15 protein-coding genes and 1 tRNA gene are annotated in these 21,994 nt (G+C 47.3%); 9 read left to right on the plus strand and 7 right to left on the minus strand.

From position 1 onward, the window contains the following. Nucleotides 1-705: a hypothetical protein gene (locus J7623_RS22920; protein WP_291924772.1), complete on the minus strand. Its 705-nt coding sequence runs from the start codon at nt 703-705 to the stop codon at nt 1-3. A gap of 99 nt (nt 706-804) precedes the next feature. On the opposite strand from J7623_RS22920, the gene J7623_RS22925 reads away from it, so the two are divergent. Next, entirely contained in the window at nt 805-1,008 is a 204-nt protein-coding gene (locus tag J7623_RS22925; protein WP_291924775.1) for a hypothetical protein, read from the plus strand. Between the two features lie 149 nt (nt 1,009-1,157). Here J7623_RS22925 and J7623_RS22930 read toward each other — a convergent pair. The 6 genes from J7623_RS22930 to J7623_RS22955 form a co-directional block, all read right to left on the minus strand. Next, nucleotides 1,158-1,230, minus strand: a tRNA-Lys gene (locus J7623_RS22930). Between the two features lie 97 nt (nt 1,231-1,327). After that, nucleotides 1,328-3,787, minus strand: coding sequence for a glutaminase family protein (locus tag J7623_RS22935; RefSeq protein ID WP_291924778.1), 2,460 nt, complete (start codon nt 3,785-3,787; stop codon nt 1,328-1,330). Between the two features lie 335 nt (nt 3,788-4,122). Further along, entirely contained in the window at nt 4,123-5,421 is a 1,299-nt protein-coding gene (locus J7623_RS22940) for a hypothetical protein (protein WP_291924780.1), read from the minus strand. 131 nt (nt 5,422-5,552) lie between these two features. Continuing rightward, a complete protein-coding gene (locus tag J7623_RS22945) occupies nt 5,553-7,853 on the minus strand; it encodes a family 20 glycosylhydrolase (protein ID WP_291924782.1) in 2,301 nt (766 codons plus the stop codon). A gap of 124 nt (nt 7,854-7,977) precedes the next feature. Next, nucleotides 7,978-8,583: a pseudouridine synthase gene (locus J7623_RS22950; RefSeq protein ID WP_291924784.1), complete on the minus strand. Its 606-nt coding sequence runs from the start codon at nt 8,581-8,583 to the stop codon at nt 7,978-7,980. Between the two features lie 34 nt (nt 8,584-8,617). Next, nucleotides 8,618-9,766 (minus strand): putative sensor domain DACNV-containing protein, encoded by a 1,149-nt coding sequence (locus J7623_RS22955; protein WP_291924786.1) that lies wholly within the window; start codon nt 9,764-9,766, stop codon nt 8,618-8,620. Between the two features lie 219 nt (nt 9,767-9,985). Here J7623_RS22955 and J7623_RS22960 point away from each other — a divergent pair, with 219 nt between their 5' ends. The 8 genes from J7623_RS22960 (at nt 9,986) to J7623_RS22995 (ending at nt 21,939) form a co-directional block, all read left to right on the plus strand. Then, nucleotides 9,986-10,570, plus strand: a complete 585-nt coding sequence (locus J7623_RS22960; RefSeq protein ID WP_291924788.1) for an RNA polymerase sigma factor — start codon at nt 9,986-9,988, stop codon at nt 10,568-10,570. 84 nt (nt 10,571-10,654) lie between these two features. After that, nucleotides 10,655-11,806, plus strand: coding sequence for a FecR family protein (locus tag J7623_RS22965; protein ID WP_291924790.1), 1,152 nt, complete (start codon nt 10,655-10,657; stop codon nt 11,804-11,806). Nucleotides 11,807-12,037: 231 nt separating this feature from the next. After that, a complete protein-coding gene (locus J7623_RS22970; protein ID WP_291924791.1) occupies nt 12,038-15,427 on the plus strand; it encodes a TonB-dependent receptor in 3,390 nt (1,129 codons plus the stop codon). 22 nt (nt 15,428-15,449) lie between these two features. Further along, entirely contained in the window at nt 15,450-17,348 is a 1,899-nt protein-coding gene (locus J7623_RS22975) for a RagB/SusD family nutrient uptake outer membrane protein (RefSeq protein WP_291924793.1), read from the plus strand. 29 nt (nt 17,349-17,377) lie between these two features. Further along, nucleotides 17,378-18,544 (plus strand): DUF5000 domain-containing lipoprotein, encoded by a 1,167-nt coding sequence (locus tag J7623_RS22980; protein ID WP_291924795.1) that lies wholly within the window; start codon nt 17,378-17,380, stop codon nt 18,542-18,544. A gap of 24 nt (nt 18,545-18,568) precedes the next feature. After that, nucleotides 18,569-19,753, plus strand: coding sequence for a DUF4998 domain-containing protein (locus J7623_RS22985; protein ID WP_291924797.1), 1,185 nt, complete (start codon nt 18,569-18,571; stop codon nt 19,751-19,753). A gap of 6 nt (nt 19,754-19,759) precedes the next feature. Next, a complete protein-coding gene (locus J7623_RS22990; RefSeq protein WP_291924799.1) occupies nt 19,760-21,103 on the plus strand; it encodes an alpha-L-fucosidase in 1,344 nt (447 codons plus the stop codon). Between the two features lie 134 nt (nt 21,104-21,237). Then, a complete protein-coding gene (locus J7623_RS22995; RefSeq protein ID WP_291924801.1) occupies nt 21,238-21,939 on the plus strand; it encodes a CDGSH iron-sulfur domain-containing protein in 702 nt (233 codons plus the stop codon). Nucleotides 21,940-21,994 lie beyond the last annotated feature (55 nt).

Consider the following 21,994-nt stretch of genomic DNA (forward strand, 5'->3'; position numbering starts at 1 on the left):
CTACTTGATAATTAGGTCTTTGATTTGAGAAATAGATTTAAACTCTTCAGCAAAAGTACTTTCCACTTTTTTTACCTTATCGTCGTCTAGATGCTTTAGGTACCTTAAACAAAGGGCAAATAAAATGACTCTTCGTATAGTATCAGCTTTAACGTTCCACTCATAAAAAAGCTCTTTGGAATAAGATACCTGCTCAGGGATTTTTTTTATGACAGATTGATTCCCGTGTACAAATTCAGAACACTCACGATAAACCTTTGCGGTAATAACCTCGAAATGTTTTATTTCATCTTTTAATTCCGCAAAAAAAGCTCTACAAAATTTAGGTGAAAAAATTCCATTATCTTTATCGATCAGCTCATTCCAATATGTATCGCGCTCACCAATTTTCCAAAGATTAAGTTCAATTTCTTTTGCAGAAAAATGAATTGCGACCAATGTACGTTCAAAGAAAAATCTCAAACCCATGAAGGCTTGTTGATAAAACCCAAGGTTATTACTTAGAATAGCAATTTGAAATTCTTTTACTGCGTTTTGCAAAATGCTAGATTCAGGTCTATCATTCAGGACCTCTAGCCATAGTGACAAATCATGTATAAAAGCATGATTAGAAGATAATAGCTCTAAATCGTCATTCCCTAAGGAGGTTTGTAAAACGCCAATTGCATTATTTCCTAGCTGAGTATAAAATTCTGTCACTTTCATAAGCTTTAAAAATAAGACATTCTCAAAAATTCTCAAATTATTTGATTATCCCCTTCGTGAATGAAGCATTTCTTTTATAATCCTAAAACCATCAAATATATGAGCCTGCCTAACTTAAGAAAGATGACTGTAAGTTTAACCAATAATGATAAACTTACACCTCCACAAGTGATTTCAATTCTAGCGAACGAAGGGATAAAAATATCTGAAGATGAAGCCGAGAAAATCATTGAAATCGTTTATTTCTTGACCGAAATTACTATGGAACAAATTCTAAAATCCAATGATCTTAATCAATCTTAGAATGTACAAAACTTAGATTTACCTTATGGCACTCGAACCTCAAAACTTATGTATATCAACAAGTTGATAATTCTTAAATTTCTGTAATTTTAAAATCGAACCAAAAAAGGCTTCAAAACGAATACGTTCTGAAGCCTTTCCTATCTCTGTGATCCCCTTGGGACTCGAACCCAAGACCCATACATTAAAAGTGTATTGCTCTACCAACTGAGCTAGGGAATCATTCACCCCGTTTGTTTAACGGAGTGCAAAGATAGTAATTTCTAAATCACTTCCAAATTCATTTTTAATTATTTATCTAAATTATTTTTCTACAATATCACTGCGCCGTATTAAACTTCGCATCCAGCAACTTCATAAAATACCCTCCTACCACGCTCCTGGCCTGAAATCCCACTTTAGTGCCGTCTGTAGTTTCATGCCAGTCACTAAGCGGAACACGTGTAGGCGTTTGCGTTATATAAGTGTATAATGGGGAGATGAATGCCCTGAAATCATTATCGTTATCGGCTAATACGGCCGTCCAGGTAATCCAGTCTGATTTGGTGTAGGTTTTACGGCTGTCCAGTGGCAAGCCGAACTTTTGCTGGTGCGTAAGATAGAAGCTGATTTCCTTCCTGTAAACAGATGCCGGGAAAAGATGGTAGTTCAGCACCTTATCCCACACCATGTTATACTTCTGGCTCCAGGTGTTTTTACTTTCAAAAGCAAGACTGAAATGATCACCATCATCGGCGAGTTTAGTCCAGGCGGCGGCCATTTCTTTAGCTGCGTTTTCATATTTATCTGCAACAGTGGCTTGCCCAAGCATGCGGGCCAGCATGGCATATGAACGGATACCGGCAATAGCTTTCAGCGAAAGATTAGTATTACGCGCCAGGTGTCCGGCAAAATCATCGGTGCATAATTGATTGGCGGGATCAAAACCTTCTTTCATCAGGTATTCTGCCCAGGTGGTGAGTGTAGTCCAGTGTTTCTTAGCATAGTCCGCATTACCTTCTGCGCGGGCGATGGCGGCGGCCAGCACCAGCATATTGCCGGATTCCTCTACCGGCATGCCTTCGCCATAGACCTGGCCATTCGCCAGCGGATAGGTGCCGAGGTCGTGTGCAGCATAAGGCTTCGTGTATTTGCTACTTTCAGAGAAATAGAAGATGCCATTCATCATGCCTTTCATCAGGTCCGGGTTGTACAGCAGGAACAAGGGCGCAGAAGGATAAGTAACATCCACGGTGTTGATACAGCCATTACTGAAATTTTCTTTGGAGAGAAATAATATTTCTCCCTGCGGACTTTTCACCAGTTTATGCGCGGCAATGGCCTGTCGGTAGGCCAGCTCACAGAGTTTAGCATAGTCCTCTCCACCTGCTTTCAGTAAATCATGATGGAGTTGGGTATTGAATACCGTGCAGCGGTCCAGGATAGCTGCATAATCGCGATACGCTGCATTCAATTGCTTATCGATAGTTTGAGTGGGATCATTCTTCCACCAGGCTTTGAGGTTGGTGTTAAAGTATTGCACAGCATACAGATCGTCGTAGCCGAGGAGAAACAATTGTTCTTTGGGCGTGCTGCCCACGGCGCCCAGGTTCACCACCGTACTCAGCACCAGGTCTTTCCCGGCTTGGGTATTACCGGCAGCGGCACCGTTTACAAATAGCTGCGTGGCATCTGTAGCGCGACTGATATACTGTTGCGGATGCGAAGCTGTAGGAGTAGCCACGTACATATAGCCCCAGTCGATGCGCAGGTCGTCACCTTTCTTTTTCAGCACAGGTTGTTCCTTACTTCCTGCCTTTAAAACAGATAGCTGCCCGGAGGTGTACTTCGCCGTGGTAACGGGCTGTGAGGGCACGTTTACGCATATATTGGAAGAAGCGCCGAAATAAACGGCCACCTGGTGAGCAGCATTATCATTCGAGGCCACCCGGTAAGAAATGTAGGATACCGGCCGTGAGAGCAGGTTCAGATCGTCCATCAGCAAGGGCGAGGTGAAGGTAAGCGTCAGGTTTACTTTACCGCAAGTGAAATCGTAGGCCGTTTGCGTGGCATTGATCCGCACAGCGGTTTGGGTGCCTTTCTCTGTCTCTTTTGCATTCGAAGCAACAGTTACGCGGGATATACCGGCATCCAGGAAAGCGCCGCCGGCCGTATTGAGAATATGAATGGCCAACACATTGCCCTTGCGTTTTAACTTGCTTTTTACGGCATCAGGGATCGGGTGATAAATGTATTTGTTCAACCAGCCTTCCAGTGTATATATCTCCTCTCCATTAAGGTATACCTGGATGTTATCATCGTGAGATATCTTTAAAAATAAGTCTGCTGAGGATAAGTCACCGGCATCGAATGTTCTCCTGGTCCAGAGGTCATGACTGTGCCATGGCGTGCCGCTCCTGCCGGCCTCGTCGCTGAATGGCGCCTTCCCTGTTTTCCAGGCCTTGTCGTCATAGTCCGGCTGCATCCAGTCGTTACCCGGCGTTGTTTCGGTATACTTCACCTGGTAGGCGTTTTCATCGGTGGTGGGCAACACCGGCAGATACGAAGGCGCGGTTTGCCCGAGTACCCGATAGGTAACGCCGTCTACTTTTACAAGACCGGTGAGCGACTGTGCAGTGCCCGTCCAGTGCGTGGTGGCGCTGTTGGTCAGTTCATCGGTAGCAGACCAGATACTAAAATAAGGATCATGTGTGATCAACGGATAGGCCGGCGCCTGCTGTTGCGCAGCCACACTGCTTCCTAAGCCAAGCAGTGCTAAGCATAAAAATGTTCTGAGCATAACGGGATTTAAAGCAATTAAGCGTATAAAGTACAGTTATTAAATTTATTACATTTTTTTGAAAGCGGAAAGCAAAAAGCTATTGTAGTGAATTATAAACGCGAATAAGTAGTAAAATACCCGCTCCCATCAATCGCTACAATAGCTTTTTGCTTTCCGCTTTCTGCTTTCTGCTTTCAAAAAAAAAGCGTAGACCCTGCCAACGCCTTGGAGGCCCTGAGAAGCCTTGTCAGTACGTCTTTCAGATCTACGCGTATCTTAAATTAATTAAATCCGATACAAGTAAGGAGCGCAAAAATACACTTTTACATCAAATTCTACATGAAATATTCCTATTATCCGGGAAAGAGTGTAAACCACTCTGGCCGCGACCGGATCAACACCGCAATACCCCAAATCAGCAGCGCCATGCCCAATGCTCCCCAGGCGCGTTTGTTTTTCCAGCTCCAGCCAAACATGGTGGGCATCTCCCAGTATTTGATCAATACATATACCAGCATACCTCCCAGCCCTGCCCAGGTAAATAGCAATAGCCCCTGCTGCGCACCAGCTAATACGACGGTAAAAAGAAAAGCCAGCGTCACCAGTTGCAGCCACCAATAATTTTTGCCGTTGCTATGCAGCACATCTGCCATAGATATCAGCAACAACGCACCAATCAGGCCAAAAGTAAGTGTTAACAGCGCCTCACGTGGTACTATCGGCAATAATAATATCGCCACCCATACCACCAGGGAAACAACCACGTAGGCAGCTAAACGCCGGTCTTTGGCACGTAGCCGGTCATACGTGAATGGCAGCAATACGCGGCTCAATATGGGTTCCAGCCTGGGTATAAACGGCAACGCATATAAGCCGATCATGGCGGGAACAATCAGTTCATAACGATACCACATATCCGGGCAAACCCGCGTGATCCCGAAAATCAATACTGCCGTGAATAATGCCGGCAGCGATACGTATAAAAACGCATGCTTCTCCGTATGGTACTGATCAAAACAATCTTTGATCACGTTCAGGTAATCCTTCACTTCATATTGACGTGTAAGGATGGCCGTTAGCTGCGCCCATACCATCAATAATCCCACCTGTATCACGCCCGTGCGGATCTCCACACTATCAATATGTGGTCCCCAATACACTCCCGCCAGCCCTGCAATGAACAACTCCCAGGTAAGCATACGTGGAGAAAATAACCAGCGGAACAACGGGGAAAGGTACCGTAGCAACTTACGCCATAACGTAGGTATATATCTCCCTAATAACTGTATAATGGCAAAAGCACCCACCAGTGCCGCCAACCCTATCAATAACCGCGAAGCGGTAAATACGCCCCACAGCGCCTGTAGCCGCGACGGCTTCTTCATGGCATAACTCAACTCTGTATTCGCCAGCAATTCTGCGGCCAGCAACTTCCCCTGCTCCGGCGAAATACTCCCCAGCTCCGGCTGATGCTGCCGCCAAAAACTATCTGCCACCGCAGGACCAGCCCAGGTATTTAATGTTCCATACTGATATAATAAGGCGTGCTGCTCCTTCGTCAGAGAGGCTAGTATCTTTGCCAGCGCGGCATCTGTGGCAAAAGTGGTGGAGCTGATGGTTAACAGTAACAATAGTATTTTTAGTATGCGCATGCTCAAAAATAGCAAAAAGCAGAAAGCGAAAAGCAAAAAGCTATTGAAGCGTATGATATAAGCGGACGTATAATTTAAATACTCGCTCTTATCATACGCTTCAATAGCTTTTTGCTTTCTGCTTTCTGCTCCTACAGTCCCGCTCCGAACCAACTATCCGGCACCGGCTGCAGCTTGCTGCCATTTACACTGTACTCTACTTTAAGGGTGTATCCCCCGCCTCCTTCTACAAATGCCAGCTTCACCGGGTGCCAGCCTTTCTCCAGTGCTACCTGCCCGCTTTTCTGGAAGGGGGCATGCCAGCCATCGTTGTTTACTACTTCCTGGTCGTCGATGTACAGGATACCTCCATCGTCTACTGTTACATAGAAACTGTAAATGCCGGTAGCAGGAATGTTGATATAACCCTGTATGCGGGCGCCAAAAGCACCACCACCTTTTCCCATTCCTTCCGGAACAAGCAGGTTGTTCACGCGTATCGTACTATCTGGTTCTGCTTTTATTTTAGTGACGCTTTTAAATGCACCGGTGTAATAATCCAGTTTCAAACCGGGGCGGGCATCTTTTACCACTGTAGATGGGCGGTAAGCTTCCTGGCGATAGCGCAACGTATAAATATCTCCCCGGTTGCCGGCAGGGCTGAAAGCCGCCAGCTTAATGGTTTGCGGGGTGTTGATAATATATTGCGCCGGTAATACGGTGCTGTTTTCCGCCGGAATGCTGCCATCGGTGGTATAACGGATAGTCATATCCGTTAGTGGCTTCTTCACTTCCAGGATGCCTTTATCAACAAATACATTATCTTCTGTAAACCCATCCAGGTCAGGCAAACGGTAATGTACACCCAGCATATCCAGGCGTTTGTATTGTTCGTTTAGGCGTTGCAGGTAGTTGTCGTAGTTGTTTTTGTTAGTCCACAGTACCTCTGCCAGGGCGGTCATCCGCGGCATAAACATGTAATCAGCGCGTTTCTCAGAAGGAATATATTCTGTCCAGATATTAGCCTGGGCGCCCATGATATGTTTGGCTTCTTCGGCAGTCAATCCTTTAGGGATAGGCTGGAAGTGATACACGTTATAGAGGGAGTTGCGGTCCGGAGGACCATCGAAGTACAGTGGATTACCAGGTGTCATGATCACGGAGTTACCGTGCCTGGCGGCATTTACAGGGGCGTCTGGCACCCAGGAACGCCAGTACATCAGTACGGCAGTAGGACTGATCCCTCCTTCCAGGATCTCATCCCAGCCAATGAGGGTTTTACCTTTGGAGTGGAAAAATTTCTCCATGCGTTTCACAAAATAGCTTTGCAGCTCTTCTACAGACTTCAGGTTGTTGGCCTTCATCACTTCCGCACAGGCCGGAGACGCCGCCCAGCTGGTTTTCTCTACTTCGTCGGCGCCGAGGTGAATATATTTCGACGGGAATAAGGCGGCGATTTCTGTGAACACATCTTCTGCAAATGCAAAGGTCGACTCGTTACATGGACAGATAGGCGTAGAAAAAGTTTTGCCCCATCCTATTTCACCACTGCAGGCCAGGAATGGATATTGACGGATAGCAGCCATCATGTGACCGGGCATATCTACTTCAGGAATGATTTCGATGTGCCGGGCGGCGGCATAACGAATAATGTCTTTCATTTGTTCCTGTGTATAAAAGCCACCATACAAGGTTTTACCATCTTTATGAATGATGTGTGAAGTATCTATCGCCATATCCGGATTGGTAGCTGCCTTTTCCATACAAACAGAATCCTGGTTGTTAAACTCGCGCCAGGCGCCTTGTGTGGTCAGCAGTGGATACTTCTTTATTTCAATGCGCCAGCCCTGGTCATCGGTCAGGTGCAGGTGCAGCTTATTCATTTTATATAAAGCCAGTAAGTCGATGAATTTTTTAAGATAATCCACAGAGAAGAAATGACGTGATACATCGAGGTGCATGCCACGCCACGCATACACGGGCTGATCTTTAAGCTGCATGGCTGGCAACTCAATCCTTTTCAGATCCGGTGTGCGGGTGTCTTCTATGGAAGCCGGCATTAATTGCCTCAATGTTTGAATGGCCCGGAAAAAACCGGCCGGTGATTTGGCGGTCATCAGTAACTGCGTAGTGCTGATATCGAGTGTATAGTCTTCCTCACCTGTTAATGATGGATTCTGACGCAGTACAATCGCACCTTTCGACGCTTTGGTGGCGGTAGATAACGGTTTACCCAATGCCTGCGTCAACAGCGCCTCCAGTTGCGCGGTTTCTATCATAAAAGCCGATGGATGCGCGGGCAATACCAGCTTCGTAGCCGGCGTAATCACAAAAGAGCCGGATTGTGGTACCAGCTGCTGCGGCCAGGGGATAATGGGGTAGCGCGCCGACTGCGCGAAAGTAACCTGCAACAACAAACATAAAGCTGCTGCTAACCAACATTGTTTCCTCATAATAATCTCATTAAAGCATGATTCCAAAGGGCAAACGTAATAAGAATCAACCCGCTAACCTAATGCGATCTTCGCCATTACTGTAGTAAAATTGACGCTGCAGCGGTTGCCATCTCCGGATATACTACCTGCTATCTTTATAATCATCAATTTTTAACAGGGAGAAAAAAGTTTCTTCCGGTAACTCTTTAACCTCTCCTGGCTGCAGATCCCCCAACAACAAGTCTTCTATAGATACGCGAATCAGGCGCTGGCAGCGGTGCTTCACGGCGCCCACCATTTTCCGGACCTGGTGAAACTTCCCTTCTGTGAGGGTGATCAGCAACCAGGTATGCGGTGCGCTAACGGGTAATTCGTTGGGGTGGTCAAATAAACCGGCAGGGCGCTCTACGATTTCTATCCGGCAGGGCGTGGTCACATAATTCAAGGCCCCGGTGATCGGTATAGGCACGCCTTCCCTGAGTTGCTGTAAGGTAGCCGTGCTCATAACTCCCTTCACCTTGACCAGGTACGTACGCTCATGCGGTGTTGTCCCCTGGAACAACAGCCGCGTTACTTTTTTATTGGTGGTGAGTATTAATAATCCTTCCGAATCATTATCCAGCCGCCCGATGGCATGGGTCCCTTCCGGGAAATCAAAGTCCAGCTCTCCTAATAATCTTACATCGTGCGAGCTGACAAACTGCGACACCATGTTGAACGGCTTATTGATGATAAAGTATCGATCCAAAACAAAAAAAATAAAATCAGTATAATAAAACCGCTTAGATCAGCAGGATATCGATCCGGTGCGCCTGTACCAGTTGTTGCTGTGCTGACCAGGAAAACACGGTAAAGTAGCCATCCTGTGAAGCCACCAGTGCATGCGAATCGCGCTGATCATGCACAAACTGTGCAGCAGAGAGATGCCGTGTACCACCAATGGCAGAAGGATGAATCAAGGTAGGTACACCTCCTTCTATGGGCTCTGCCAGCAATACTTTGTCTACCGGCGCCGCGTCCCGGGCGCGGGTGATTTTAGCCCCAAATGCCAGCAGCTCCTGTTGGTCATTTACAATGGTAGCGCCATCTACCGCCGTTAGACCGGTGATATTTTCTACTTCCCTGCGCAGTGCATTCTGCCAGAAAATTTCTGTTACGCTTTTACCATCATACCGCAATAGATCAGCTACACCCGAAAATGCCGGGCTGATAGGATATTGCAGCGGGTGTATAATAGATTCCCGCCACGCGTCACTGTCGGAAGGCGTCACCAGCAGGATGCCACCACGCTTATGCGCGCGCATGGATACGGCAATTTGTATCAATACATTCACACCATTATTCCATAAACAGGAAGGCGTAAGTCCCAGCAGGGATTTCAGGATATCCGGGCTATCAGGCAGCAGGCCACTGTCTTCATTCACTACCTTTATCTGGTCGCCACGCAATACGGCTACGTTGGTAAATTTCCCCAAACCTGCAGCACGGCGGTGTTTCACTACCAGCAGTCCTGGCTCGGATACGTCCAGCACAAAACAAAGATTCGGTAATTTTATAGTGGTGCCCCATACATATAGCTCCTCTCCTTCGGCCCATACGCCTACGTGTATACCCGGACGTTCAACGCCAGGTCCCAGCTTGGTCAGCAACTGCGGCGTTAACAGCAACGGCCGCTCAAACAGCAGCGGCTTGCCAGCCTGTGACGGAGGTAAAAATGCCAGGGATATACGAATGGGATTGCCTTCTTCCTTACGTAAGCTGGACCAGAAAGCTACGTCAATCATCTTCTCTACCTGCTTCGCAGCAGGTACCACGGCCAGGTCATCTTCTCCATTTTCTTTCGCCAAACAAAGATGCTTCCTGAAATGGGCTTCTATTGTTCCGGCTACCTTGGCAGCTGCCTGGTAGGTTGCTTCATTAACTATTTCCATAATGCCTGATTCTCTTTTGGGTCCGGATTAAATTGCTAAATTAAGCTTTTAGCGGTTAGCTTTTAGCAAATGCAGGGGAGAGGGTGTTTTGTCGATCTTCGCTGCATTTGCTAAACGCTAAACGCTAACTGCTAAAAGCTAAAATACTATTACTCCCGGAGAATTTAAGGCTAACAAGCAATTTGATAATATAGTAATTTGCTTTTGCTGTAACCACGTATGGAAATCAATACCTATAATGAAAGGGAGTTATTATTAAGTCTGGCAGCAGGCAATGATGATGCCTTTGCAGCCGTGTTCCACCACTATCGCCATCGTATATACGCTATTGCCTTTCGTTTGCTGGGGACCTCCTCACAGGCAGAAGACACCGTACAGGATGTTTTCCTGAAGATGTGGCTGAAGCGGCAGGAGCTGCATGAAATCAGTCATTTTAAAGCATACCTTTTTACGGTTACCCGCAATCATATTTTCACCTCTCTTAAATTACTGGCCCGCGAGCAAATGATGGAATCAGAACTATCTGCCACCATGGTGCATAATATCCGGGAAGCTGCCATTATTCAGAAAGAATATGAACAGATTCTGCGGAATGCCATCGCGCAATTACCCCCGCAACAGGAACTGATATATAAATTAAGTAAAGAAGAAGGCCTGAAGAGAAATGAAATTGCGGACCGCCTCCAATTATCCCCGGAAACGATCAAAGTCCACCTGGCTAACGCGATGCGCTCTATCCGCGCCTTCTGCCTGGCACGTATGGACCTCAATACCTTCCTCGTTTTACTGTGTCTTTTTTGCTAAATCGAATTTTTTTTGGACGGCACTAACCCATCCTTCTTTTTTTATAGTCTCCTTTATTAGCCACGTTGATTTAAATCGCTATACATGACAGTATCCCGTTTCAGATACTTGTTCAGTCGCTATGCTTCCGGACAATGTACACCGGAAGAACAACAGGAGTTCATGCTCCTGGTAGAACAGGCAGAACATGATGAAGAACTCAAGCAACTGCTGGACAACCTCCTGTTAGGAGATGATGACCTGGGTACCATGCCCGATGATGTTGCCGCTAACATGCTGCAACAAATCATGCAAACCCAACCCACTGTAACACGGGCGCGGGTAATGCCGGTCTGGAAGCGGGCTGCTATAGCGGCCGGTATCCTCGGAGCGATAAGTATTGCCGGCTATAAACTGTATAACAAAAGCAGTGCAGATCATATGCCTATGGCCAGCAGCCACCCGGCACCCGCAAAAAATCAACATGCCAGGCTGGTATTGGGAGATAACTCTGTGATTGACCTGGAAAAAGACGATACCAGCACCCTGGCAGTACAAACAGGCGTATCCATAAACAGGCAAGGCAACCTGCTTTCCTATAACAGTACTCATTCCATCCATCCCACTGTCAACACCATTTATACCAACAAAGGCGGTACCTACCAGGTGATCCTGCCTGATGGCACGAAAGCCTGGCTTAACGCCGCTTCATCCATTCGTTTCCCCACTGCTTTTACAGACAGTACCCGCGAAGTAACCATACAAGGGGAAGTTTATTTTGAAATAGCTGCACAAGCCAACCAACCATTTATTGTAAAAACCAACACAATGAAAATCGCTGTACTCGGTACCCACTTTAATGTGATGGCCTACGAAGAAGAAAATAATATCTGTACTTCCCTGTTGGAAGGCGCCGTAAACATTTTAAGCGGAACCTCGGTAAAACGCCTGCTGCCAGGACAACAGGCGCTCGTAAACAGGGAACATGCCGGGATCAGCATCAGCAATGCCGATGTAAACAATGCCATCGCCTGGAAAGAAGGCCGGTTTGAATTCAATGGCAACATCCAGGCAATTATGCGGGAACTGGCACGCTGGTACGATATCCAGGTGGTCTACGAAGGATCAGTCACCGATAGAGCATTTGCCGCTTCTTTTTCCCGGCAGGAAGGATTACCTGAAATACTGCAACAATTAGAATTAACTGGATCCATACATTTTAACATCGCCGGCAACACCGTAACTGTCGGCCCCTAAAAAAAACACCTACAATCGATCGTTATGATATTCAACCAAAGTCAACGCTAGCTTAGTATTTGGAACTACATCCGGGCATGTGAACTAAACAGACGACAAGTGCGTCCTGCCATTGCTATGGCTTCACCTCCCGGCATCCATTCACCTTATCAAACATTCATGATGCATTTTTTACTTACACCCCGTCCGCTAAAACGGCGGGTGCTATCAAACCAAAAACTAATTCGCCGTATGAAATTCCTATTTGTATTGCTACTCACAGTAGTATTGCAGGCTAACGCCAACGGCTACGCGCAGGCAGTTACCCTCCACGTTAAAGCAGCGCCGCTAACAGAGGTATTCAAATCTATCCGGCAACAAACCGGCTATGTATTCGTGTTCGACCTGCAGGTTATGGAACATGCCCAGCCCGTTAATTGCTCCATGGATGGCGCTCCTCTCGAACGCGTACTGGAAGACATCTTCAGGGATCAGCCCCTGGAGTATGCCATCGTTAAAAAAACAATTATCATCAAAAAGAAGCCCGTTGCACCCGCGGCCACAACCCCGGCGGTAGTCCGCGTTAAAATAAAAGGCCAGGTAACGGAGAGCAACGGCAACCCCGTAGTAGGTGTTACCGTTGTCAACAAAACCCGCCACGCCAACGCACTCACAGACGACCTCGGAATTTTCACCATTGAAGCCAACTTCGGCGATAGCCTCCTCTTTACCATGGTGGGTATGCAGCCACAAACGGTAGCGGTAAAAAATGATAAGCTGCTGAAAATAGTGATGCAGCCCAAGGTATCAGATGTAGGTGAAGTAGTGGTGGTTGCCTATGGTACACAAAAGAAAGCCAGTATGGTGAGCGCAGTGACCAGCATCAACCCTAAAGAACTGAAAGGCCCTACCAGCAACCTTACCACCATGCTCGCCGGCCGGCTGGCAGGCGTGATCTCCTACCAACGCAGTGGTGAACCGGGAAGAGACAATGCCAGCTTTTTCATCAGGGGCATTACCACTTTTGGTACCGGTAAAGTAGATCCGCTGATCCTGATTGATGGTATGGAATCCAGCACCAATGACCTGGCCCGTTTACAACCGGATGATATTGCTGGTTTTTCTATTTTGAAAGATGCTACCGCCTCCTCCCTGTACGGCGCCAGGGGCGCTAACGGCGTGGTATTGGTCACTACCAAATCAGGCGTGGAAGCAAAAACAGCTTTCAATGTACGCTTTGAAAATTCGCTGTCCAGCAATACCCGCAACTTTAAATTTGCAGACAACATCACTTATATGAACCTGGCCAACGAAGCGGTACTCACGCGGAACCCGCTACGGGATGTCCAGTATTCACAAAGCAAAATAGATCATACGGCAGCCGGCGATGACCCACTGCTATATCCCAACAACAATTGGATAAAGCTGCTCATCAAAGACTACACGAACAACCAACGCACCAACTTTAACCTGAAAGGCGGAGGAAAAGTAGCCCAGTTCTATGTTGCAGGTACTTATAATGTAGACAACGGTATATTGAACATAGATAAGAAAAACAACTTTAACTCCAACATCAAACTAAAAAATTACTCGCTCCGTTCCAACGTTAATATAAACCTGACTCCTACTACCACCGCCATTGTACGTACCTACGGCCAGTTCGACGATTACAATGGTCCTGTGGGCGGCGGCGGTTCCCTGTTTTCGCAAACCATCTGGGCTAACCCGGTCATGTTCCCTGCCGTATATCCGGCCAGTTACGCACCGGAATTGAAACATCCATTGTTTGGTAATGCCGTAAAACCCGGATTCCCCAGCCTGCCTGGCGGTGGCGGCAACCTCTATAATAATCCTTATGCCAACTCCGTTTCTGGCTACTCGCAGTACAATACCTCCACGCTGCTGGTACAGGCAGAATTAAAACAGGATTTTAAATTTCTGCTGCCGGGATTGAGCGCCAGGATGATGGCTTACACAGAGCGTTACTCTTATTTTGATCTAAGCCGCCAATACAGCCCCTATTTCTATACGATGAAATATGGTATGTACGATAAAACACCTCAGCTGACGTCGCTCAACACCAACGGTACAGAGTACCTCAGTTATAATCCAGGCGGCAAGTTTATGATGACAACCACTTACATGGAAACCGCGGTGAACTATAACCAGGAGTTTAATAAAGTACACAGCGTTTCCGGTATGCTCATCGGCTTATTCCGTAACTACCTCACCGCAAATGCCGGCTCACTGCAGTCGTCGCTGCCCCACCGTAACCAGGGCGTTTCCGGAAGGTTCACTTATGGCTACGATAACCGCTACCTGGCAGAATTTAACTTCGGCTACAATGGCTCCGAAAGATTTGCCAGCAATCACCGCTTCGGATTTTTCCCTTCCGCAGGTATCGCATGGAATGTGCAGGAAGAAAAATTCTTTGAGCCCTTGAAACACCATGTCGACAAACTGAAGCTCAGGGCCACTTACGGCATCGTAGGTAATGACCAGATCGGCAATGACAACGATCGCTTCTTCTACCTCTCTGAAGTAAATATGAATGACGGCAGCAAAGGCGGCAACTTCGGAGAAAGAGGAGAATACACCCGCAATGGCATTTCCGTAAGCCGTTATGAAAACCGCGAAATTACCTGGGAAAAATCCTATAAAACCAACCTCGGTCTTGAGTTAGGTTTGTTCAATGCCCTGAATGTGCAACTGGACGTTTACCAGGAACACCGTAAAAATATCCTGATGACCCGTAGCACCATCCCCAGCACCATGGGATTGAGTGCGGCAACCCAGGCGAACGTAGGTGAAGCTTCCGGTAAAGGCGTGGATATCGCCATGGACTATACGAAGAGTTTTAGCAACAATGCATTCGTTCAATTCCGTGGTAACTTCACTTACGCTACCAGCAAACTGCTGGTCAACGAAGAACCGACCTATCCCGAAGCTTACCGCTCACATGTTGGACAATCACTTTCCCAGAACTATGGCTATATCGCAGAACGTTTGTTTGTAGATGACCAGGAAGTTGCTAACTCCGCTTATCAGAACTGGGGACAGGTGGTAATGGGTGGTGATATAAAATACCATGATGTAAACGGAGATGGTCAGATCAACAGCGCCGACATGGTGCCCATAGGATTACCCACCACACCGGAAATTACGTATGGATTCGGATTTTCTTTTGGCTACAAACAGGTAGACCTTAGCTTCTTCTTCCAGGGCTCTGCCAGGTCTTCATTCTGGATAGATTCCTATAGCACCTCCCCGTTTGTATTGAATGGCGGCGGCCAACATGGGCTGTTACAGGCTATTGCAGATGATCACTGGAGTGAAAGCAACAGGAACCTCTATGCTTTCTGGCCACGTCTCAGCGATTATTTCGTGGCAAATAACGTTCAGACTTCTACCTGGTGGATGCGTAGTGGTAACTTCCTGCGGTTGAAATCACTGGAGATGGGATACACGTTCCCTAAACATTTGCTGGAACGTGTACACATCAGTACCGCGCGCATTTATGCCAACGCCTCCAACCTGTTTGTACTGAGCAAATTTAAAACCTGGGATCCTGAAATGGGTGGCAACGGCCTTGGATATCCTGTGCAACGTGTAGTAAACCTGGGCATTAACCTGGGACTTTGATTCATCGTTTAATTGCGCAAAAATGAAACTTATCAATTCAACCATATATACCCGCTCCTTCCGCCAAAAAGCGGTGCGTATATTATTATGTGTACTATTCATACAGCTAACTGCCTGTAAAAAATTCCTGGATGTGGTGCCAGACAATGTGGCCACTATCGACAACGCATTTACCATGCGCGCAGAAGCAGAAAAATATCTTTTTACCTGCTACTCCTATCTTCCCAGGTCCGCCGACTTCGGCTCCAACCCCGCCCTGCTGGCTGGTGACGAATTCTGGATGGTACGTCCTTACAGCACCAGTGAAGCGCCGTGGCAAATTGCCCAGGGCTTCCTGAGCGCCAACGTGATCTATATGTCCACCTGGAGCTATTACTTCATGGGGCTTCGTGATTGCAACATCTTCCTCGACAATATTCATAAAGTGGTAGATATGCGTCAACCTGAAAAAGACCGCTGGATTGCTGAAGTAAAGTTCCTCAAAGCCTATTACCATTGGGTACTGCTTCGCCAGTATGGACCCATGCCTATCGTAGATCATAATCTGCCTATTGCCAGCCCTATTGAACAAACGCAGGTGCCACGCCAGCACGTAGACACCGTATTCAATTATATTTCCCGTTTGCTGGACACGGCTGCCATCAATTTACCCGAAATCATCGCCGACAGATCCACAGAACTGGGACGTATCACCAAACCCATTGCGCTTGCCATCAAAGCACGTATCCTCACCTATGCCGCCAGCCCACTGTTCAATGGCAACCAGGATTACACCGGCTTTAAAAATTACGATGGTAGTGCCCTGTTCAACCCTACCTATGATCCCAACAAATGGAAAATAGCCGCCGATGCCTGTAAAGCCGCCATCACCGAATGCGAGAATATGGGCATGCTGTTATATACTTTCAATGAACTGGGTGTCACCCTCTCTGATACCATGACCCGGCAAATGTCGCTCCGCAACGCCGTTTGTGAAGAATGGAACCCGGAAATTATCTGGGATAATCCCAACTCCATGAACTATGACCTGCAACGGCAAATGATGCCGCGACTGGACCCCGCACGCATCGGCAACGAATCAGTGGTAGGCAGCGTTGCTCCTACTATGAAAATGGCTGAACTGTTTTATACCGATAAAGGCGTACCTATCAATGAAGACAATACCTGGGATTATGCCAACCGCAACAAGCTAAGAACAGCTACCAAAGCAGAAGGAGAACTTATTAGCGAAGGCTACACCACTGCATCCCTGCACTTCAACCGCGAACCACGCTTCTATGCTGACCTCGCATTTGATGGCGCCATGTGGGCCATGCAGAAAAAAACGTTTCATATAGAATCGAAAGCCGGCCAATGGCAAACCAGGAAGAATATTTACGACAATAACGTAACCGGTTATTTCTGTAAAAAAATGATCAACTGGAAAAATGAAATCCTGGAAGGACAAGGGTTGTATATTAAACAATACAGTTGGCCGGAAATGCGCCTCTCAGACCTTTACTTACTATACGCAGAAGCTGTTAACGAACTAAATGGACCCGATGCAGAAGCCTTTAAATATATTGATAAAGTAAGGGAGCGGGCCGGATTACCCGGTGTAAAAACTGCCTGGACCAACTATTCCAAACAACCCGGAAAATTCCAGACCAAAGAAGGATTACGACAAATCATCCACCAGGAAAGACTCATAGAACTGGCTTTCGAAGGCTCACGCTTCTGGGACCTGCGCCGCTGGAAAAAAAGTATGGATGAATTAAACAAACCGGTTACCGGATGGGATGTAGACCAGTCTGATCCCGCTTTCTATTACCGCGTCAGAACATTGTTCCGTCAAACATTCCAGACCCGCAATTATTTCTGGCCCCTCGATAACTGGGACCTGCTGAATAATCCTAAGCTGGTGCAAAACTTTGGATGGTAACATTTTCTATTTACTTAAATACCGACAACATGAAACCATATAATTTTTTCACCTTACTCATAGCCTCCATGGTCCTGCTGGTAGCCGCCTGTCAGAAGGAAACACATGATCCCATCAATACCACCGGCAATAAACCGGATGTCCTCAAAAACCTGAACGTCACCAATATGGCCGGTTCAGCAAAGATCAGCTACAGCTTGCCCGATAATAAGGATATCCTTTACGTAAAAGCCGTATATACGATCAAATCAGGGACACCACGTGAAATAAGATCATCTTACTATAATAATTACCTCGTTGTAGATGGCTTTGGTGATTCACTTGCCCATGATATTTCTCTATACGTGGTAAGCCGCAATGAGATTGCCTCTGATCCGGTAGTCACCACCGTAAAACCGTTGTCGCCTCCTATGATGACCGTACGGCGTTCACTAATCGTTAAAGAAGATTTTGGAGGCATCAATATCGCATTCACTAACAGTAGCAAGGCAGATCTGGCCATTGTTACACTCGCCGCTGATTCAACCGGTGCATTGGCCCCTGCCGATGTACATTACACCAAACTCGAAGGCGGTAATTATTCCGTGAGAGGATTCGCAGCGGAGAAAAGAAAGTTCGCCTTCTTCGTAAGAGACCACTGGGGTAATCAGTCAGATACTATTATACAGGAGATTGTACCCATCTTTGAAAAACTACTTGACAAATCTACTTTCCGGGAAGTAAAATTACCTGGAGATACCGACTTTGGCTGGGGTTACCCTATCTCCGGTTTATGGAACGGCACCATGTGGCACTCCGCTGATAAACTGGATGGCTTCCCGATGTCTATCACTTTCGACCTGGGCGTTACCGCGCAGCTCAGTCGCATTGCACTCTGGCAGCGTCCTAATGAATGGATTTACCTGCAAAATAATGTACGCAAATTTGAAATATGGGGCTCCACCAATCCCGCCTCCGATGGCAGCTGGGATAGCTGGACCCGGTTAGTAGAACATACCGTTATCAAACCTTCCGGATTACCAGTAGGACAAAAAACACAGGATGATATTGACGCCAGCATCGCCGGTGAACAAATGACGGTGCCACTGGACGCCCCACGGGTAAGGTATATACGCATTAAAATTCTGCGTACCTGGACCGATGGAGGATATGCAGCTAATATCCAGGAAATGAAATTCTGGGGTAACGACAAATGATGATCATCTACCTAAAAAAATTTTATGCGCACATTAAGCTATATCATAGGCTGTTTGCTGGTACTCTCCGCTTGCCGTAAACAGGACGACTATAAAAAATTTATTAAGAACGGAGAGATATTATACACCGGCAAGGCAGATTCCCTGGAGGTACACACGGGACGCAACCGGGTAGAACTATCCTGGCTGCTCATCGCCGACCCGAAAGTAAGCCGGTCAAAAATCTATTGGAACAACCGGAGAGATTCCGCCACCATAGATATTAAACGAAGCGCCGGCGTAGACACTATTCGTTTCGTGATAACAAACCTGGAAGAAAGAGCTTACAGTTTTGAAGTATATAACTTCGATAAAGATGGTAACATCTCTGTAAGAACGGAAGCAAATGGTTTCGTATATGGTCCTTTATATGAAGATGCCTTACTCAACAGGGCCTTCGGTAATGTGGAAATGAAAGACGGACGCGCCGTAATACCCTGGGTAAACATTGACACCACCGGTGGTATCATTGCCATGCAGTTGCAATACAGCACCAGCGACCAGGTGCTGCACGATACCATTATTCACGCCGAAGCAGAAGTACAGGTCACCAAACTGGATAACTACCTTTCCGGCAGCAACTTTCGCTACCGCACACTGTACAAACCTGATCCTAAGTCGATCGATACCTTCTATACGCCATTCGTTATCGCCGGCGTAAAAGAAGACTTAACGGCGAAGTATATCGTAAATCCCGGCGCTCCCTTCCTAAGAGACCCTGCAAACATGCCTTCCGGGCGCTTCGGACAACTACAGGGCTGGCAATATAACAGTGAAGCCGGCAGAAACGGTACCTACGATGAAATCAATGGCCCCGGTATGCTTACGCTCTGGATCTGGGATAATGGCACCATCACCAATGGTAAAATATACCAGACCTTTACCCTGCAACCCGGCGACTACCGCTTCGAGGCCGATATTTCCAATATCGATAATACCCTTGAAAACACTTACCTGGTAGTAGCTGCAGGTAATCAATTACCTGACGTGGAACAAATGAATACTGCACTGGGGTCCGCAAAACTCTCTAACAATAACCATAAATATGCATCTGCCGGATTCAGCCTGACCGCTGCCACCACGGTTACCGTAGGATTCACGGGCACATTAAAATCCCCGGCAGAACAAACGCTCCGTGTAAACAAAGTACTATTAATTAAAGACAAATAACGACCAATGCTAAAGAAACAACTGCTGATGGCGGCGCTGATGGCCACACCCTTCTTCTCTGTTCAGGCACAGGAATTAAAACACATAGGCACTGAAACCGCTGCTCAAAAAGAACAACGCATGGCCTGGTGGACACATGACCGCTTCGGTATGTTCATCCACTGGGGCCTGTATGCCATGCCCGCCAGGCATGAATGGGTAAAACATAACGAACGGCTCACCAACGAACAATACCAGAATTATTTCGACCTGTTCAATCCTACCCAGTTCGATCCGAAAGCCTGGGCCAAACAAGCCAAAGCCGCTGGTATGAAGTACGCTGTACTCACCACCAAACACCACGAAGGCTTCTGCTTATTTGATTCGAAATATACAGATTACAAGGCCACCAATACCCTCGCCAAACGCGACCTGGTAAAGGAATTTGTAGACGCCTTCCGCGCCGAAGGTATTAAAGTGGGCTTCTACTACTCGCTGATCGACTGGCATCATCCGGATTTCACCATCGACTATGTACATCCGCAACGCCCGGCTGATAACTCCGACAGCGCCTATGCCCGCCTGAATGCCGGCAGGGATATGAGCAAATACCGTCAGTATATGCGCGACCAGATCAAAGAACTGCTCACCCACTACGGTAAAATCGATATCCTGTGGCTCGACTTCTCCTATGCCGGCAAAAACGGTAAAGGTAAAGACGACTGGGCGGCCGTTGACCTGCTGAAAATGATCCGCAAACTACAACCCGGCATCATCGTAGACAACCGCCTGAACCTGGAAGAATATGAAGATGGCGCCGACTTCCTTACCCCTGAACAGGTGAAGGTAGAAGAGCTGGAACAATTCCGTGGCAAAACATGGGAAACCTGCCAAACCTTCTCCGGCTCCTGGGGTTACTACCGCGATGAAAACTCGTGGAAAAGCACCCACGAACTGCTGCAACTGCTGATCGGCTCCGTGAGCAGAGGTGGTAACCTGATCCTCAACGTAGGCCCTACTGCCCGCGGCGTGTTTGATGCCCGCGCGCAAAATGCCCTCGGTAACATCGGCGACTGGATGAAAGGCAACAGCGAATCTATTTATGGCTGCACCTATGCACCCACCTCATTTGCGGTACCACAAAATTCCATGCTTACCTACAATCCCACTACCAAAAGATTGTATGTTCACCTGCTGGAATACAACAGCAAAGTAGTATTGCCAGGATACAAAGGCAAAGTAAAATATGCCCAGCTCCTGCACGATAACTCTGAAGTGAAGTTTACCGCCGATGGCGATAACCTCGCGTTGTCGCTCCCCGAGAAAAAGCCAGCCATGGAGATTCCGGTGGTTGAGCTGGTGCTGCAATAGCAGTTAGCTTTTAGCCATTAGCTTTTAGTAAATGCAGCGGAGATCATGTAATGTGGTCTTCGCTGCATTTTGCTATTGGCTGAGAGCTCTCTCAACCTTTTCTGCTACCTGTTGTTTACTTACCAAAAGTCACTATGAAAGCAGCACCAGGTATCCAGGTAAAAGTAACCACTGACGGCCCCTACGAAGTAACCGGCACCGTACCTATACGCATCGAAACCATTGGCACCAATGTGCACAAGGAATCGCTGAAATGGGTTCCCGGCAAAGCTTTTCAGCCTGCGGGACACCCCTTTTACCTTTGCCGCTGCGGCCACTCCGGGAACAAACCTTTCTGCGATAATACCCACCGGAAAATAAAATTCGATGGCACCGAAACCGCCGGGCATACCAATTATATAGATGATGCCGAAGTGCTGGAAGGCCCCACCATGCTGCTCACCGACGTACAACACCTCTGCGCCTTTGCCCGCTTCTGCGATCCCAACGGACAGGTATGGAATATGATCAACGATACCAATCATGCTGCCGTCAAAGCACAGTTTATTAAACAGGCAGGCGAATGTCCCTCCGGCCGCCTCGTTGCCTGGGATAGGGCCACACAAACGCCCGTAGAACCCGAACTAACACCCGCTATCGGTATCATAGAAGACCCTGCCAAAAATATCAGTGGTCCCTTGTGGCTGCAAGGCGGTATTGAAGTTACAGATGCTGAAGGCGTTCCTTACGAAATACGCAACCGCGTTACCTTATGCAGATGCGGCGCCTCCGCCAACAAACCGTTCTGCGACGGCTCACATGCCGCCATCGGGTTCAAAGACGGCATCGAACCATAAACGATTCCCGTAATTCATAATTCGTAATTCGTAATTCTATACTATATTGGGCCCC

The organism is Chitinophaga sp. (assembly GCF_017745275.1).
Lineage (GTDB): Bacteria > Bacteroidota > Bacteroidia > Chitinophagales > Chitinophagaceae > Chitinophaga.

Excerpts from the sequence above, each read along its gene's own strand:
- J7623_RS22920 (WP_291924772.1), bottom strand. The coding sequence starts at position 705 with ATGAAAGTGACAGAATTTTATACTCAGCTAGGAAATAATGCAATTGGC.
- J7623_RS22925 (WP_291924775.1), top strand. The coding sequence starts at position 805 with ATGAGCCTGCCTAACTTAAGAAAGATGACTGTAAGTTTAACCAATAAT.
- J7623_RS22935 (WP_291924778.1), bottom strand. The coding sequence starts at position 3,787 with ATGCTCAGAACATTTTTATGCTTAGCACTGCTTGGCTTAGGAAGCAGT.
- J7623_RS22940 (WP_291924780.1), bottom strand. The coding sequence starts at position 5,421 with ATGCGCATACTAAAAATACTATTGTTACTGTTAACCATCAGCTCCACC.
- J7623_RS22945 (WP_291924782.1), bottom strand. The coding sequence starts at position 7,853 with ATGAGGAAACAATGTTGGTTAGCAGCAGCTTTATGTTTGTTGTTGCAG.
- J7623_RS22955 (WP_291924786.1), bottom strand. The coding sequence starts at position 9,766 with ATGGAAATAGTTAATGAAGCAACCTACCAGGCAGCTGCCAAGGTAGCC.
- J7623_RS22960 (WP_291924788.1), top strand. The coding sequence starts at position 9,986 with ATGGAAATCAATACCTATAATGAAAGGGAGTTATTATTAAGTCTGGCA.
- J7623_RS22965 (WP_291924790.1), top strand. The coding sequence starts at position 10,655 with ATGACAGTATCCCGTTTCAGATACTTGTTCAGTCGCTATGCTTCCGGA.
- J7623_RS22970 (WP_291924791.1), top strand. The coding sequence starts at position 12,038 with ATGAAATTCCTATTTGTATTGCTACTCACAGTAGTATTGCAGGCTAAC.
- J7623_RS22975 (WP_291924793.1), top strand. The coding sequence starts at position 15,450 with ATGAAACTTATCAATTCAACCATATATACCCGCTCCTTCCGCCAAAAA.
- J7623_RS22980 (WP_291924795.1), top strand. The coding sequence starts at position 17,378 with ATGAAACCATATAATTTTTTCACCTTACTCATAGCCTCCATGGTCCTG.
- J7623_RS22985 (WP_291924797.1), top strand. The coding sequence starts at position 18,569 with ATGCGCACATTAAGCTATATCATAGGCTGTTTGCTGGTACTCTCCGCT.
- J7623_RS22990 (WP_291924799.1), top strand. The coding sequence starts at position 19,760 with ATGCTAAAGAAACAACTGCTGATGGCGGCGCTGATGGCCACACCCTTC.
- J7623_RS22995 (WP_291924801.1), top strand. The coding sequence starts at position 21,238 with ATGAAAGCAGCACCAGGTATCCAGGTAAAAGTAACCACTGACGGCCCC.